Source organism: Dyella sp. (genome assembly GCF_035685805.1).
Taxonomy (GTDB): Bacteria; Pseudomonadota; Gammaproteobacteria; order Xanthomonadales; family Rhodanobacteraceae; genus Dyella_A.
Genome location: NZ_DASSAB010000017.1, coordinates 103999 through 119223 on the forward strand (window position 1 = coordinate 103999; position 15225 = coordinate 119223).

At 69.5% G+C, this 15225-nt stretch carries 14 protein-coding genes and 1 pseudogene; 5 read left to right on the forward strand and 10 right to left on the reverse strand.

Annotated features, from left to right (window positions below; translation table 11 throughout):
• Positions 1-137: 137 nt before the first annotated feature.
• The 4 genes from VFG40_RS04185 to VFG40_RS04200 form a co-directional block, all read right to left on the reverse strand.
• The gene (locus tag VFG40_RS04185) at positions 138-821 is read right to left on the reverse strand and encodes a hypothetical protein (RefSeq protein ID WP_324895226.1); all 684 of its coding nucleotides are present in this window, start codon (positions 819-821) and stop codon (positions 138-140) included.
• 169 nt (positions 822-990) lie between these two features.
• The gene (locus tag VFG40_RS04190) at positions 991-1431 is read right to left on the reverse strand and encodes a rhodanese-like domain-containing protein (RefSeq protein WP_324895228.1); all 441 of its coding nucleotides are present in this window, start codon (positions 1429-1431) and stop codon (positions 991-993) included.
• A 94-nt stretch (positions 1432-1525) separates the two neighbouring features.
• Positions 1526-1954: a hypothetical protein gene (locus VFG40_RS04195; protein WP_324895230.1), complete on the reverse strand. Its 429-nt coding sequence runs from the start codon at positions 1952-1954 to the stop codon at positions 1526-1528.
• Positions 1955-2026: 72 nt separating this feature from the next.
• On the reverse strand, positions 2027-2539 hold the full coding sequence (locus VFG40_RS04200; RefSeq protein WP_324895232.1) for a YiiD C-terminal domain-containing protein: 513 nt from the start codon (positions 2537-2539) through the stop codon (positions 2027-2029).
• A 145-nt stretch (positions 2540-2684) separates the two neighbouring features.
• On the opposite strand from VFG40_RS04200, the gene VFG40_RS04205 reads away from it, so the two are divergent.
• Genes VFG40_RS04205 through VFG40_RS04215 form a run of 3 tightly spaced genes read left to right on the forward strand, consistent with a single transcriptional unit; the run spans position 2685 to position 5864 of the window.
• Positions 2685-3446, forward strand: coding sequence for a uroporphyrinogen-III synthase (locus tag VFG40_RS04205; RefSeq protein ID WP_324895234.1), 762 nt, complete (start codon positions 2685-2687; stop codon positions 3444-3446).
• A 55-nt stretch (positions 3447-3501) separates the two neighbouring features.
• Positions 3502-4614, forward strand: a complete 1113-nt coding sequence (locus tag VFG40_RS04210) for a uroporphyrinogen-III C-methyltransferase (RefSeq protein ID WP_324895236.1) — start codon at positions 3502-3504, stop codon at positions 4612-4614.
• Positions 4611-5864 (forward strand): heme biosynthesis protein HemY, encoded by a 1254-nt coding sequence (locus tag VFG40_RS04215; RefSeq protein ID WP_324895238.1) that lies wholly within the window; start codon positions 4611-4613, stop codon positions 5862-5864. The genes VFG40_RS04210 and VFG40_RS04215 overlap by 4 nt, the downstream gene beginning before the upstream one ends.
• A gap of 336 nt (positions 5865-6200) precedes the next feature.
• On the opposite strand, the gene VFG40_RS04220 is transcribed toward VFG40_RS04215, so the two are convergent.
• The 3 genes from VFG40_RS04220 to polA all read right to left on the reverse strand — a co-directional run bounded on the left by VFG40_RS04220 (position 6201) and on the right by polA (position 11907).
• Positions 6201-8480, reverse strand: a complete 2280-nt coding sequence (locus tag VFG40_RS04220; RefSeq protein WP_324895240.1) for a DNA helicase II — start codon at positions 8478-8480, stop codon at positions 6201-6203.
• A 103-nt stretch (positions 8481-8583) separates the two neighbouring features.
• Positions 8584-8802 (reverse strand): hypothetical protein, encoded by a 219-nt coding sequence (locus VFG40_RS04225; protein WP_324895242.1) that lies wholly within the window; start codon positions 8800-8802, stop codon positions 8584-8586.
• Between the two features lie 366 nt (positions 8803-9168).
• Positions 9169-11907, reverse strand: coding sequence for a DNA polymerase I (gene polA / locus VFG40_RS04230; RefSeq protein ID WP_324895243.1), 2739 nt, complete (start codon positions 11905-11907; stop codon positions 9169-9171).
• A 113-nt stretch (positions 11908-12020) separates the two neighbouring features.
• On the opposite strand from polA, the gene VFG40_RS04235 reads away from it, so the two are divergent.
• Both VFG40_RS04235 and VFG40_RS04240 read left to right on the forward strand, forming a co-directional pair.
• On the forward strand, positions 12021-12539 hold the full coding sequence (locus VFG40_RS04235; RefSeq protein WP_324895245.1) for a DUF2782 domain-containing protein: 519 nt from the start codon (positions 12021-12023) through the stop codon (positions 12537-12539).
• A gap of 34 nt (positions 12540-12573) precedes the next feature.
• Positions 12574-13005 carry an EamA family transporter gene (locus VFG40_RS04240; RefSeq protein WP_324895247.1) on the forward strand — a complete coding sequence of 144 codons (432 nt, stop codon included), beginning with the start codon at positions 12574-12576 and terminating at the stop codon, positions 13003-13005.
• Between the two features lie 58 nt (positions 13006-13063).
• On the opposite strand, the gene VFG40_RS04245 is transcribed toward VFG40_RS04240, so the two are convergent.
• The 3 genes and pseudogenes from VFG40_RS04245 to VFG40_RS04255 all read right to left on the reverse strand — a co-directional run.
• Entirely contained in the window at positions 13064-13768 is a 705-nt protein-coding gene (locus VFG40_RS04245; RefSeq protein WP_324895249.1) for a glutathione S-transferase, read from the reverse strand.
• Positions 13769-13838: 70 nt separating this feature from the next.
• Positions 13839-14519 carry a GNAT family N-acetyltransferase gene (locus VFG40_RS04250; protein WP_324895251.1) on the reverse strand — a complete coding sequence of 227 codons (681 nt, stop codon included), beginning with the start codon at positions 14517-14519 and terminating at the stop codon, positions 13839-13841.
• Positions 14520-14564: 45 nt separating this feature from the next.
• Positions 14565-15225, reverse strand: a pseudogene (locus VFG40_RS04255) (hypothetical protein); the annotation flags it as partial.

A 15225-nucleotide genomic window follows, 5' to 3' on the forward strand; every position in this document is an offset into this window, starting at 1 on the left:
GCGTGGTTCTTTTGCCGTTCTCGAAGCCGGGAAGCGACGCGGGCACTCAGTACGCATCGACGACCCGCACTTACATCCCTGCCGCCGTGACCGCCGGGCTGGCCATGCACTGCCAAGCGGTGAGCTCATCCCGCGGTTCAGCGTGAGAGGCCAAGTTCCTGTTCAACGGAGAATGCATCGAAATCATCGATATCAGCGAGGCTGACGGCTTTTGATTTCCGGATCCTTGACCAGGTTTCCCTGAACCGATCTGCGCCACCGTCGGCGTCTTCGTCTACGTTTTCCCTGATCACCATTTTCTGCGAAAGCAGGTTGATACTGGTGACGCGCCTGACGACCGGGCCATTGTTCTCACTGTTGTCATAGCCGATCAGGAAGAACCCGGAGCTTTGATAGCGAAACGTGTAGCTCCAGTAGCCGTATCTGCCATGACCGTAGGCAATGACCAGCTTGGCGTTTTCGATGCTTACGCTCAGCTCCGGGGGAAAGTAGACACCGCCGTCTTCGTTTTCGGAAGAAAAGCAGTTCAGATTTCTAACTGCGAGCACGTAGGTGGCGCCAGTTCTCAGCGCGATTATCAGACCCCGGCGGTTTCTGTCGACCTCTCTGCCGTGATCGTTCGTGATGATGTTTGCGGCATCGGTGTGCTTTACCACAAGAACGACATCGTCTTGCCCGTCCTTGTTCAGGTCGCCTCTGATGGTTTCAACCACCTTGTACGCAGGGGGGACGAACGCGTCGGGCCCGGGCGCCGAAGTGGCCTGCGTATGGGCGTTGAAGGAAAGCAGGGCGACGCCGGCGAGCTTCATCAGTTTCGTCATGATCCAGACGATCCTTTCCGTGGATGTGTCGCCCGTTTTCGCTGGGACCACCGCAGTGGAACGCATGCACACGTGGTGTTGGCGGAGCCCCGGAATGAAAGAACCCGCCAGCGCGAGGCGCTGGCGGGTCACTGGCAGACAGCGGGTGAGGTGAAGCGAGCAGCGCGGCTTACTTGCCCTTCGCCACCGGCAGCTGTGCCTGCTGCCAGGCGAAGATGCCGCCGCCGAGCACGTAGACGCGGCTGAAGCCGGCCTTGACGAGCCGGTTGGCGGCGCCGGCAACACCACGGCCGTCCTTGTCGATCAGCACCACCGGCAGCTCCTTGGCCGAGGCGAGGTTCTTGTGCTCGGGATCGAACTGGCTCGGCAGCACGTGCCTGGCGCCGGGAACGTGTGCCTTCTCGAAGTCGGCGCGCGCGGAAAGATCGATCAGCAGTGGGTTCTCGCGGTTGATCAGCAAGGTGAGGCCGGCCGGCGTGAGCTCCTTGTACTTGCGCAGCAGCGGCGCGAGCTGCGTGACGATTACCGCCAGCAGCAGGATCACGAACAGCGCCGAGAGCGCCAGGTGGTTGCCGACAAAGGTCGGCAGGGTGTGCAGGAAATCGTTCATGGAAGGGTCGCTGGTGCGTAGGGTGGCGGCCGCCGGACGGCGGAAAGCCCTCGATTATACGGCCGCGCGCCGGCGGTCCGGCCACAGCATGTGATCAACGGGCCTGGCTGAGGTCCGGCAAGCCGCTGGTGAGCCACCAGTGGTGCGCGGCGGGGTCGTAGCGCCAGGTCTGCCGATCGATCAGGGTGCGCTCGGCCTGGGTGTTGATGTTGATGACACTCAGGCGGACCAGTTGGCGCGCCTCGTTCTCGCCAGTGGGCACCGCGCCCTGGCCTTCGTCGTACTCGCTGACGCGGTACTGCTTGAACCGCGACAGTTCGATCGGGGTCAGCGGGTGCGCCTCGCGCATCGCGGGGTCCACGAACTGCTGGGCGCTGGCGAAATCACCCCATCGCACCATGCTGGCGTAGGCGCTGAGGGTGGTGGTGAGCGCGTGGTTGCGCTGGTCGGTGGCACAACCGGCGCCCAGCAGGGTGCCGAGCGCGAGGCCGAGCATGGCCACAAGTCTGGCAATGCGATGCATGGATGCGTTCTCCCCGTAATCAGTGCCCGCATTGTGCCGCATGGCGCGCAACCGACAACCGCACGGCGCGACTCAGTCGCCGCCGCGGCGCTTGGCCACGAAGCGTGCCGACAGCGTGGCGGCGGGCTTGCCGTCGCTCCCGGGCACCTCGCACACCACTTCGATGCGCGCGCGGCCGCGTGCGGCGAGCGTGCTGAAGAACACCGGCCATCCGGCTTCCGCCGCCAGCCGGGCGTCGGCGCGGAAATCACTCCAGACCGGCGCCAGATAGCGCACCGTCGATTCACCCACGAACACGTCGCAGTCCTCCCCGGCCCGGCGCAGGGCCAGCTCCACCAGCGCCCAGCCGGCGAGCGTCATCAGGCTCACCAGGCTGCCGCCGAACGCGCATCCCTTGTCGTTGACGTTCGGTGCCAGCGGCACCGCCAGGCTGAGCTGGTCGGGTGAGCTGGCGCACAGCGACAGGTCCATCGCCCGCGCCAGCGGGATCTCGTCGCGGATGAACTGCACCAGCGTGGCGGCGGTCGCCTCCAGCGGGGCAGGATGGTCGGCGGCAGGGGGAAAAGCGCGGGGCGAAGCGGACATGACAACACTCGTGTGGCGGGGAACGCTGCCGCGCATGGTGCGGCAGGGCGTGCCAGTGTATGGCGCATCGTCGCGGCACACTAAACTGCCACGCCGCGGGCACTGGCCCCTGGCTTACGTTCCACAGCCGCGAAAGGACGCGTTGATGCAGCCATCCGCAGCGCAGCAGCCACTGCACGGGCGCGTCGTGGTGATCACACGGCCTGTGGGTGCCGCCGCAACCTTGATGCGCCGCGTGCGTGCTGGCGGCGGCGTGCCGCTGCACGTGCCGGGCATGACACTGCGCGCCTGCCACGGTGACGCCACCGCCCGCGCGCTCGCCGACGCACTGCGGGCGGCGCGGGTGATCTTCACCAGCCCCGCCGCGGTGCGTTACGCGCGAGCGCTGCAGCCGATCCCGCCGGCGTGCCCGGCGATCGGCGTCGGCCAAGGCACGGCGCGGGCGCTGCGTCGTGCCGGCGTGCTCGCACCGGGCTCGCCGGCACGCCAGGACAGCGAGGGCGTACTGGCGTTGCCGGCCCTGCAGTCGCTGAACGGCCTGCACGTGGCGCTGATTGGCGCCGCGGGCGGGCGCGGGCTGCTGCGGGAGGCGCTGGCGGCGCGGGGCGCGCGGCTGGACGAAGTGCACGTCTACACGCGTGCCCCGGCGCGACTGGATCGCCGCCATGCGCAGGCGCTGCAGCAGCTGCCGCCCGGCGCGTGCGTGCTGTGGTCCAGCGCCGAGGCCATGCACCTGCTGCACAACCGGCTGCCTCCGGACGCGTGGGCGGCGTTGCAGCGCGCCGTCGCCGTAGTCAGCAGTGCGCGGCTGGACGAGGTGGCGCGCGAGCTCGGCTTCGCGCACCGGGTGGTGGCCAGCTCGGCACAGCCGGCGGATTTGCTGGCCTGCGTCGCGCGCCTCGGCTGAGGTCTTCACGAGCGCCATGCAAGAGCCCGACCGGCCGGGCTGCTAGCATGCGCGCATGACCAACGACGCCCCTTCCCACGAGCCTGTCGCGCCGGTGGAGCGCGCCCCTTCGTCCCCTGCGGCGGCCGCTTCCCGTGCCCCTGCATCGCACGCGCGCGGTGGCGGTGGCGCGTTGGCGCTGGCGGTGCTGCTGGCGTTGATCGCGGCCGGCGGCGCCGGCTACGTCGCCTGGCAGCAGTGGCAACAGGGCCGGGACGCCAGCACGGCGCAGACCACGATCCGGACGCTGGGCGATCGCGTGGCGACGCTCGAAACCACCGTCAAGACCCTGGACGAGGAGCGCCGCACGCTGCGCGAGCGCCTGCGCGACGCCGACGACGTCAACCGCGGCATGCGCGAGGAACTGCTGGGCCAGAACGAGCGTCTGCGCAACCTCGACGACGCCGTGGCGCAGCTGTCCGAGAAGAGCCTCTCCGGCCACGACGCGATGCTGCTGGACGAAGCCGGATCATTGCTGCGGATGGGGCGCGAGCGCTACACGCTGTTCCATGACGCCGCCGGTGCGGCCGCCGCCTATGCGCTCGCCGACCAGGCGCTGGCCGGCGTCAGCGATGGCGCCTTCGCCGCGTTGCGGCAGAGCGTGGCGGCCGAGCGCGAGGCGCTGGAGCAGGCCGCCGCCGCACCGCAGGAACACGTGCTGCAGCAGCTGCAGACGCTGCGCGGCGAGCTGGCCGGCTGGCCGCTGCGTCCGCTGGATGCGGCCGGCACGGCGACACCCGACAGCGTCTGGGGGCGGGTTGGCCAGGCACTGTCCAGCGTGATCAGCATCGAACGCGATGACGGCGCCCCGCTGGCGGTCGCCGACGCGCGGCTGGCGCGCCAGCTGCTTGCGCTGGATCTGGCCCAGGCCCAGGCCGCGCTGCTGGCGCACGATGCCGAGGATTACCGCGCTGCGCTGCAGCGCGCCGAGGCCGCCCTTGCCAGCCAGTTCGATGGCGGCAACGACGCGGTGCAACGCGCCCGCGGCACGCTGGCCGACTTGCTCAAGGGTGCGCAGCCCGGGCCGCCGGTGACGCTGGGCGCCGCGCTGACCGAGTTGCGCAACCTGCGCGCGGTCCATGCGCTCAAGCCGACCACCGGCGGCGCGCCGGCGGGAGCGACGCCGTGAAGCTGTGGCGCTGGATTCTGCTGCTGGTGCTGGCGGCGGCGCTGGCCGCTTTTGGCTGGCACTGGATCGCCGAAGACCCCGGCTATGTGCTGATCCGCCTGCGCGGCTGGCACGTGCAGACCACGGTGCTTGCGGCGGTGGTGATCCTGCTGCTGCTGTGGGGCACGCTCGGCGCGTTGTGGCAGTTGCTGCGCTGGCCGTTCGGCGCGCTGACCCGCCGGCACCGGCGGGTCAGCCGGCAGCGCCTCGCCGACGGCCTGGTGGCCATGGCCGAAGGTCGCCATGTGGAGGCGGAGCGGGCGCTGCATCGTGCCGCCCGACTCGACGCACTGCGCGGTCCGGCACTGCTTGCCGCGGCGGAAGCAGCCTCGCGGCGTGGCGAAACGGCGCGTGCACTCGAGGCACTCGGCGAAGCGTCGCAGTCGGTGCCGCAGGCGGCGCGTGTGCTGCGTGCGGCGGTGCTCAGGCGCGACAGCAAGCCGGCCGAGGCGCTGGCCCTGCTCGCGCCCGAAGCGGACAGCGGTACCCTCACGCCCGGCGGCTGGCATGAGCTGGTGCTGGCGGCATGGATGACCGGTGACATCCGCCGTGCCCGCGAGGCGCTGGTGCCCTTGCACAAGAGCGGTGCCCTCGGCTCGCAGGACTATCAGGTGCTCGAGCAGCAGGTGCTGGTGGCGAGCCTGCAGGCCGCGCCGGACGCCGCTGCGCTGAACACGCTGTGGTCGCAGTGGCCGAAGACGCAGCGTCGCGCTGCCGCGGTGATCGACGCCTACGCCCGGCGCGCCGCTGCATTGGGGATGATCCTGCCGGCGATGGACGAGCTCGAATCCGCGCTGCGGCGCGAATGGTCGTCCCGCCTGGTGGAAACGTGGGGCGCGCTCGGTCACGAAGACCTGGACGCGCGGCTGCGTCGCGCCGAGGGCTGGCTGGATGCGCATCCCAATGACGCCGGCGTGCTGCTGGCACTGGGCCGGCTGTGCGTGAAGCTCAAGCTCTGGGGCAAGGCGCGCAAGTACCTGGAGCGCTCGATCGCGCTGGCTCCCAGCGCCGGCGCCTGGGAGGCGCTGGCGGACATGTGGACCGGGCAAGGCGATGCCGGCATGGCGCAGCGATGTTTCCGCAGCGCACTGGCGATGACCCGCGGCGAGGCAGCGCTGCACGTGCCCACCGCCTCGCTCGGCGCCATCGACACGCGTCCGATCGCCATCGAAGACCGCGACGAACACGGCGTGCCGCGCCTGCGCGAGTGACGCCCACACGGCGCTGACGAATAGCGTCCTGCGCGTGGCGTGTCCGGCCGGCTGTTGCCGCGGACGACGCCTGCATACGATCCGCACGTGGCTGGATCATCGTGCACCCCCACTCGCATCCCCCCTGGTCGTGTCTGCGAACGCAGGCACCCGGCGGGCTTGATGCGTGAAGCCGCCGCGGACGGCCGCCGCTCGTCCGTCAGAAGCGCCGCTTTCGCGGGAATGGCGTCGAGCCGAAGGGAGGCACGCGGTGCGATGGGGAACCAGCCGATCGACCGGCACCGCCGGTGAGCAAAGCCGACCCCGGCTGATTGGTCGCGCGGGTCTCCGGCTCTGCTACAGCGGCGTGAGGTTGGCGTAGGCCGCCACCAGCCACTTGCTGCCCGCATTCTCGAAGTTGACCTGCAGCCGCGCGTGGGCTCCGGCACCCTCCGCACTGAGCACCACGCCCTCGCCGAAGCTCGGGTGGCTGACCCGCTGGCCCAACGCTACCGGCGGCGCTTCTTCCAGCGAGGCGGCGCCGTAGCGGCTCGGCCCGCCATAGACGGGACGGCTTACCTGCACGCGCGGACGGATCTCGTCGAGCAGTTCCGGTGGAACCTCGCCGAGGAATCGCGAGGGCCGCGCCAGCATCTCGGTGCCGTGCATGCGGCGCGATTCGGCGTGGGTGACGAACAGCCGCTCGCGGGCGCGGGTGATGCCCACGTAGGCGAGCCGGCGCTCCTCCTCCAGTCGGCCTTCGTCGTCGACGGAGCGCTGACTGGGGAACAGGCCCTCTTCCATGCCGACCAGGAACACCACCGGAAACTCCAGCCCCTTGGCCGAGTGCAGCGTCATCAGCTGCACGCAGTCATCCCACGCCTCGCCCTGGCCTTCGCCTGCCTCCAGCGCTGCGTGCGAAAGGAACGCGGCCAGCTCGCCGAGGCCGGCGTCGATATCGTCGGGGGTGAGCTCGAAGCGGCTGGCGACGTTGACCAGCTCGTCCAGGTTCTCCACCCGCGACTCGGCGTTGCCGCGACTGTCCTTTTCGTAGAAGTCGCGCAGGCCGGTGTGGGTGATGGCGTGGTCGATCTGCTCGGCCAGGGTCAGGCCCTGGGGAACGTCTTGATCCGCGCGACCGTCCGCCGCGGAAGCGTCCGGGCGCGCGGCGGATTCGCCGGTGGGAGAGCGGGCTTCCGACTGGCCGTTCCCGGTGGCGAAATCGCGCGCCATCTGGTCGATCAACGCCAGGAACGCCTTCACTGCGTTTTTCGCCCGCCCGGCCAGCTCGCTGGCACCGGACAGCTCGTGCAGGGCGGCTTCCCACATCGAGGTGTTCTCCCCGCGCGCCCGCCGGCGCAGCACGTCCAGTGTGCGATCGCCGATGCCGCGCGGCGGCGTATTCACGGCGCGCTCGAACGCCGCGTCATCGTGGCGGTTGGCGGTGAGGCGAAGGTACGCCAGCGCGTCCTTGATCTCGGCGCGCTCGAAGAAGCGCAGGCCGCCATACACGCGGTAGGGCAGGTTGCGCTGGGTGAGTTGTTCCTCGAAATTGCGCGATTGCGCGTTGGAGCGGTACAGGATCGCGCAGTCCTTCGCGCTGCCGTGCTCGTGGATGTACTCGCGGATGCGCTCGATCACGAAGCGCGCCTCGTCCTGCTCGTTGTAGGCCGCGTACAGCGCGATCCGTTCGCCCTCGTCGCCCGCCGTCCACAGTTGCTTGCCGAGCCGCCCGCCGTTGCGCGCGATCAGGCTGTTGGCGGCCTTGAGGATGGTCGAGGTGGAGCGGTAGTTCTGCTCCAGCTTGATCGTGCGCGCGCCGGGGAAATCCTTCAGGAACTGCTGCACGTTCTCCACTTTCGCGCCGCGCCAGCCGTAGATCGCCTGGTCGTCGTCGCCGACCACGAACACCTGCCCCGTTGCGCCGGCGAGCACGCGGATCCACGCGTACTGCAGCGTATTGGTGTCCTGGAACTCGTCGACCAACAGGTAGCGCCAGCGGTGCTGGTAGTGCTCGAGCACGGCCGGGTTCTTCAGCCACAGCTCGTGCGCGCGCAGCAGCAGCTCGGCGAAGTCGACCAGCCCCGCGCGACGGCAGGCGTCCTCGTAGGCCTGGTAGATCTGCACGAAGGTACGGGTGACCGGGTGGTCGTGATGTTCGATGTTTTCCGGCCGCTTGCCTTCGTCCTTCCAGCTGTTGATCTGCCAGGCGGCCTGGCGCGGCGGGAACTTGGCGTCGTCCAGCCCCATCCCGGCCACCACCCGCTTGACCAGCCGCTGCTGGTCGTCCGAGTCGAGGATCTGGAAACCCTCCGGCAGGCCCGCCTCGGCCCAGTGCCGGCGCAGCAGCCGATGGGCAATGCCGTGAAAGGTGCCGACGGTGAGGCCCTGGGTGCTCTCGGGAATCAGCGCACCCAGGCGCGCGCGCATCTCGCCGGCGGCCTTGTTGGTGAAGGTAACGGCCAGGATCGCCCAGGGCGGCACCCGCTCCACCTGGGTCAGCCAGCCGATGCGGTGGGTCAACACGCGGGTCTTGCCGGAGCCGGCGCCGGCGAGCACGAGGTAGTGCCCCGGCGGCGCGCAGACGGCTTCGCGCTGCGCGTCGTTGAGCGAATCGATCAGGTAGGAGACATCCATCGCCGTGATTGTAGCGGCGCAGCGGCTCGACGCCCCGTCAGTGCGGCACAAATGCAGACGGCCGCCCGAAGGCGGCGGTCTGCACAAACGGTGCGCGTCTGGTTCAGCGCTTGCTGAGGAAGCCGCCGACGGCCAGTACGCCACCGATCACGATGCCGGCGATGCCCACCCATTGCGGGATCGACTTGCTGTGGGTCGCGGTGATCTGCGCCGGGCCGAGCTTGGCCACCGTATCGGTCTGCTTGTAGCTGCCGTTGCCGACGGTGATCCAGATGCCGGCGGCCAGCAGCACGACGCCAAGGACGATGAGACCTGCACGCATGGGAATTCCTCCTGTGATGTGCGCCGGAGCATGGAGAGCGTGGCGTGCACGCGAGGTCTACGTGGCCGCACAAAACGGTGCCCGGAATGCGGGCAAAAAAAGGCCCCGAAGGCTAGGGGGAACCTTCGGGGCCGGGGGTTGACCCGCGCTGCCCAGGGGAAGACCGGGCGGGTCAGGTACGGAGGCCCAGGGGAAGGCGCGTACCGTGCAGGTTCTCCCAGGGAGGTAGGGAACCTGCAGGATGCCGTTGCGTGCATCCGGGGATATAGAGCGCGCCGGCGGTCGAAAGTTGCCGTGGCTCCCGGAAAGATTTAGCGCCGATTCATCTGACGAAAATTCAACAATGGTTGCGCGCCTGAAGCCGGCTCAGTGCGCCTCGTCCCAGTTGGCACCCACGCCCACGTCCACCAGCAGGGGCACGTCCAGTGTCGCGGCACCGCACATGCGTTCGGTAATCGCGGCGCGCACCACTTCGACCGCATCGGCGCGCACTTCGAACACCAGTTCGTCGTGGACCTGCATCAGCATGCGGGCGTCGTCGCGCGGCTCCATCCAGGCCGCCACGGCGATCATCGCGCGCTTGATGATGTCCGCCGCGGTGCCCTGCATCGGCGCGTTCACCGCGGCGCGCTCGGCGCCTTGCCGCAGCCCCTGGTTGCGCGCGGTGAGGTTCTCCAGATACAGGCGCCGCCCGAACAGGGTCTGCACGTAACCGTCGCGGTGCGCCTGCGCGCGCGTCGCCTCCATGAAGGCGTAGACGCCGGGATAGCGGGCGAAATAGCGCGCCATGTAGTCGCTGGCCTCGCCGCGGTCGACGCCAAGCTGCTTGGCCAGGCCGAACGCACTCATGCCGTACATCAGGCCGAAGTTGATCGCCTTGGCCGCGCGGCGCTGGTTGGTGGTGACCTCGTCCGTGGCCACGCCGAAGACCTCGGCGGCGGTGGCGCGGTGCACGTCGCCGCCCTCGCGGAAGGCCTTGCGCAGGCCTTCGTCGCCGGACAGGTGCGCCATGATGCGCAGCTCGATCTGCGAGTAGTCCGCCGCCACCACGCGCCAGCCCTCCGGTGCAATGAACGCCTGGCGGATGCGCCGCCCTTCCTCGGTGCGCACCGGGATGTTCTGCAGGTTGGGATCGGAGGAGGAAATCCGGCCCGTCGCCACCGCACCCTGGTGGTAGCTGGTGTGCACGCGGCCGGTGCGCGGATTGACCATGCCGGACAGCTTGTCGGTGTAGGTGGAGCGCAGCTTGGCCAGGCCGCGGTAATCCAGGATCAGCCGCGGCAGCGGGTGCGCGTCGGCAATCGCCTCGAGCGCCTCCTCGTTGGTCGATGGCTGGCCCTTGGGAGTCTTCAGCCGGGCCGACAGGCCGAGCTCGTCGAACAGGATGGCCTGCAATTGCTTGGGCGAATCGAGATTGAACTCACGCCCGGCCTCGGCGTAGGCCTGCTGTTGCAGCTCGTGCATGCGCTTGCCCAACTGCTGGCTCTGCAGCCGCAGCACGTGGGCGTCGATCAGCACGCCGCGCCGTTCCATCGCGGCCAGCACCGGCACCAGCGGTATTTCGATCTCCTCGTAGACCTTGCGCAGGCTCGGCTCGGCCTCGAGCTTCGGCCACAGCGCCTGGTGCAGCCGCAGGGTGACGTCGGCGTCCTCGGCGGCGTAGTCACGCGCGGTTTCCAGATCCACCTCGGAGAAGCCGATCTGCCTGGCGCCCTTGCCGGCCACGTCGGCGTACTTGATGGTGGTGTAGCCCAGGTACTTGGCCGCGAGCGAGTCCATGTCGTGCCGGGTGGCGGTGGCGTTCCACACGTAGGACTCGAGCATCGAGTCGTGCCGGAGCCCCTGCACCGCGATGCCGTAGTGGCTCAGCACGTTGATGTCGTACTTGGCATGCTGGCCGAGCTTGGGGCGGGCGGGATCTTCCAGGATCGGCTTCAACGCGGCCAGCACCCCCTCGCGCGGCAGCTGGGCCGGCGCGCCAGGGTAGTCGTGCGCCATCGGGATGTAGCAGGCATGGCCGGTCTCCACCGCGAAGGAGGCACCCACGATCTCCGCCTGCATCGCGTCGAGGCTCGTGGTCTCGGTATCGAAAGCGATCAGTTCGGCGGCGCGGAGCTTGTCCAGCCACGCGTCGAGCTGTGCCTGGGTGGTGACCAGTTCGTAGCGGCCCGGCGCGGCGAGCGCGGGATCGAGCCCGGCCGGCGTGGCGGGTGCCGTGCCGGTCGAGGTCGAGGCGGCCGGCACCGGCGTTGCCGCATCCGCCCCACCGTCGAGCTCGCGCAGCGCCTGCTTGAATTCATAGCGCGCATACAGCTCGCGCAGCGTCGCCACGTCCGCCTCGCGCTGGGACAGGTCGGTGGGCCCCTGCTCCAGCACCACGTCAGTCTTGATGGTGACCAGTTCGCGCGACAGCGGCAGCTGCGGCAGCGCCGCGCGCAGGTTCTCGCCGATCTTGCCGCCAACCTTGTCGGCGTTGGCCATCACCTCGTCGAGCGAGCCGTACTCGGCCAGCCACTTGGCCGCAGTCTTGGGTCCGCACTTGGCCACGCCCGGCACGTTGTCGATGCTGTCGCCGGTCAGCGCGAGGAAGTCGACGATCCGCTCCGGCCGTACGCCGAACTTGGCCAGCACCGCGTCAGCATCGAGCACCGTGCTGGTCATCGTGTTGACCAGGGTGATGTGCGGGCTGACCAGCTGCGCCATGTCCTTGTCGCCGGTGGACACCTCCACCTCGATGCCGGCGGCCTCGGCCTGGCGCGCCAGCGTGCCGATCACGTCGTCCGCCTCCACCCCCGGCACGCGCAGGATCGGGAAGCCGAGCGCGGCCACGATCGCCAGCATCGGCTCCACCTGCGCGCGCAGGTCGTCCGGCATCGGCGCCCGGTTGGCCTTGTACTGGTCGTACATGTCGTCGCGAAAGGTCCTGCCGGGAGCGTCGCTGACGAAGGCGAGGTAGTCCGGTTTCGCCTTCAGCGTGGCGCGCAGCATGTTGACCACGCCGAACAGCGCGCCGGTCGGCTCGCCCTGCGCGTTGGTCAGCGGAGGCAGCGCGTGAAAGGCGCGGTAGAGGTAGGACGAACCGTCGATCAGGATGAGCTTGGCCATCCGCCTATTCTCGCACGGAGGCCTTGGCACGGCCGGTGCCGCCAGAGCGTCACCGGGCGCTGCACGGGCCGCTGCTATGCTGCCGATCCCACTCCCCGCGAAGGTGCTGTGCCATGAAACTCTTCCTGCCTGTGGCCATCGTCGCCGCGCTGCTGAGCGCCGGCCTGCACGCCCAGGACGCGCCGGCCAAACCGTCCCAGCCAGGGCTGCCGCCGCCGGCGCTGCATGATCCCGGCGTCCGGGGCGCACCCGCCACGGCCGCACCGCAGCGCGAGCCCAAGGCCGAGTCCACGCCCGCCGAGCTGACGCCCACGCGATTGCCGGGCAAGCCGATCCCGCTGCCGCGGCAGCCCGGCGACAACGCCCCGAGCGAGGCCATCCCGGATGTGCGCGTGCACCAGGAGGGCGACCAGACGGTGCAGGAGTATCGCCGCAGCGGTCGGCTCTACATGGTCGTGGTGACGCCGAAGAACGGCGTGCCGCAGACCTACATGGTCGACGCGCAGGGCACGCTGCGCAACGAGAATGGCCAGCCGCCGGTGCGGCCGGTGATGTACAAGATCATGGAGTGGGGCAAGAGCCCGCCACCGGCCGACGCCGATGGGTCAGGCGCCGCCGCCGACTCGCACTGAGCAACGCCCTTTCGCTCGCCCGGACGGCGCCACGATGAACCCGCGGGAGAGCTGGCTGCTGTTCGCGCTCGGCTCGGCGTTCTTTGCCGCGCTCACGGCGCTGTTCGGCAAGCTCGGCGTGGCCGGCATCAATTCCAACCTCGCCACGTTCATCCGCACGGTGGTGATCCTGGGTGTGACTGCGGCGCTGCTCAGCCTGCGCGGGGAGTGGGTGCGGCCCACTGGTCTGCCGTGGAGCAGCTGGGTGTTCCTGCTGCTGTCGGGCCTGGCGACCGGCGCCTCGTGGCTGTGCTACTACCGCGCGCTGCAGCTCGGGCCGGTCAGCAAGGTGGCGCCGATCGACAAGCTCAGCGTCGCGATGGTGATCGTGCTGGGGCTGGTGTTCCTAGGGGAGAAGCCCAGCGTGCCGATGCTGCTCGGTGGTGCCCTGATCGTCGCCGGCGCGTTGGTGATCGCGCTGTTCTAGCGGATCGTCCCAGCGCATGCAGGGCAGCGACCACGCCACGATCGCTGCAGAAACCGGCTCAGCCATCCAGCTCCGGATAGTGGCGAAAGATGCCCTTGGTGTTGAACGGCAGCCGCCGTGGCGAAGCGAGGTATCGCGCCACGTTGGCTCGCTGCTGTACCTGGTCGGCCAACGCGCGCAGGTGCCCCAGTCGCCGGGCCTGTTTCTTCATCGCGAGCGGGTAGGCGTATTCGAGCCCGCGCATCAACTGAAACAGCGACAGGTCCACGTACGAATGCTGGCCCAGCGCATGGCGCCCACCGGATGCGACCAGTGCGCGCTCGAAATGGCCGAGCCATTGCGGCAGGCGCTGGCGACGGAAGATGTCGGCCCGGCGTAATGCCTCCTTGCGCTGCTCCTCGTAGTACAGCGAGCCCGCGATCGGGTGGTGGCTGTCATGGATCTCGGCCACCGCATCGGCAACGGTCAGCTGCCACTGCAGCGCCTGCCGCCGGCGCGCCGGTGACTTCGGCACCAGCGCCAGCGGCGGGCCGAGGTAGTGCAGGATGTTCGCTACCTGCGCAATGACGGTCCGCCCGACCTTGAGGAACGGTGGCGCGAACGGCGGCGCTCCGGCGTGCTTGCCATCAAGGAAAGGCTGCAGCGCACGGTCGCCCTCCACGCGCGCGACATCGGTGTATTCGGCGCCGGCGTCCTCCAGTGCCAGCCGCACGAATTCGCCGCGGCCGGGAATGCCGGTCCAGTAATAGAGCTGGTAGCGCATGGCGTGCCTCCTGCGGGAGTGGCCGTGACGCTAGCGGTTGCCGGTTGAAGCGCGCGTGTTCCCGCCTGCCTCAGACGCGCGCCAGCACCGCGACATGCACGTCGCTGCGCCAAGCGAAGCCAAACTGTTCGTAGAGGCCGATGGCGCGCGTGTTGTCGCGCCACGCGTGCAGGAAGGCGGTATCGCCGCGTGCGGCGATCCGCGCAGCCACGTGCTGCGACAGCCGGCGCGCCAGCCCCCGTCCGCGGAAATCGGGATGGGTACAGACGCCGCTGAGCTCGGTCCAGCCGGGAAAGCGCATCCGCTCGCCGGCCATTGCAGCGAGGCGCCCGTCGATGCGGATACCCACGAAGCGGCCCATGCGGTGCGTGCGCGCGAGGAATGGCCCCGGCTGGGTGAGCGTGGCGAGCGCAACCATCTCCTGCGCGTCGTCGTCGTCCAGCGGCATGATGTCGCTCTCGCTCTCGCCGCCCGCGGCCACGGCTACCTCGGCCACCATCTGCACGCCCCCGGCCCGCTTCACGACCGCCAGCCCGGGCGGCACGGCGATGGCCGGCACCTGCAGTTGATAGACCTGCTCGCCGTCAGCGACCAGGGCCGCCAGCGCCGCCAGCGCCTCGTGGTCGTCGTCACGCGCGGAGGCGAACCGGTTCACGTCCGGCAGGTAGCGCCGCGCCCGCGTGTCGCCCAGCGACAGCGCTTCGTGCGCCGTGGACAGGCTGGACCAGACCGGGCGATCGAGCGGATGCACGCCGCTGGGGCGATCAGTGGCGGCGTGCCTAATTCACTTCCGTCACTAGTGACGGAAGTGGCGCATGCCGGTGAACACCATCGCCATGCCGTGCTCGTCGGCGGCGGCAATCACCTCGGCGTCGCGCATCGAGCCGCCCGGCTGGATCACTGCGCTGATGCCGGCGGCCGCGGCCGCGTCGATGCCGTCACGGAACGGGAAGAACGCGTCCGACGCCATCACCGAGCCGCGCACTTCCAGCTTCTCGTCGGCGGCCTTGATGCCGGCGATCCTGGCGCTGTACACGCGGCTCATCTGGCCGGCGCCGATGCCGATGGTCTGGCGGTTCTTCGCGTAGACGATGGCGTTGGACTTGACGAACTTGGCCACCTTCCAGGCGGCGATGCGCGAGGAATCGACGCGGCTCATCTGGCCGGCGCCGATCGCCAGCGTCCGCTGCGCGTCGGTGAAGATCACCGCATTCGACTTGACGTGCGCGCACACCCGCCACGCGAACAACAGATCGTTCAGCTCACCGTCCGTCGGCGGGCGCCGCGACACGGTCTTCAATTCGCCGCGCTCGACCATCCGCGTGTCGAGGTCCTGCACCAGCAAGCCGCCGGCGACGCGCTTGAAGTCGAGGCTGGCGGCGCGAGTCGCGGTCCAGTCGCCGCATTCCATCAGCCGCACGTTGGGTTTCGACGCCACCGCGCGGCGGGCGTCGTCG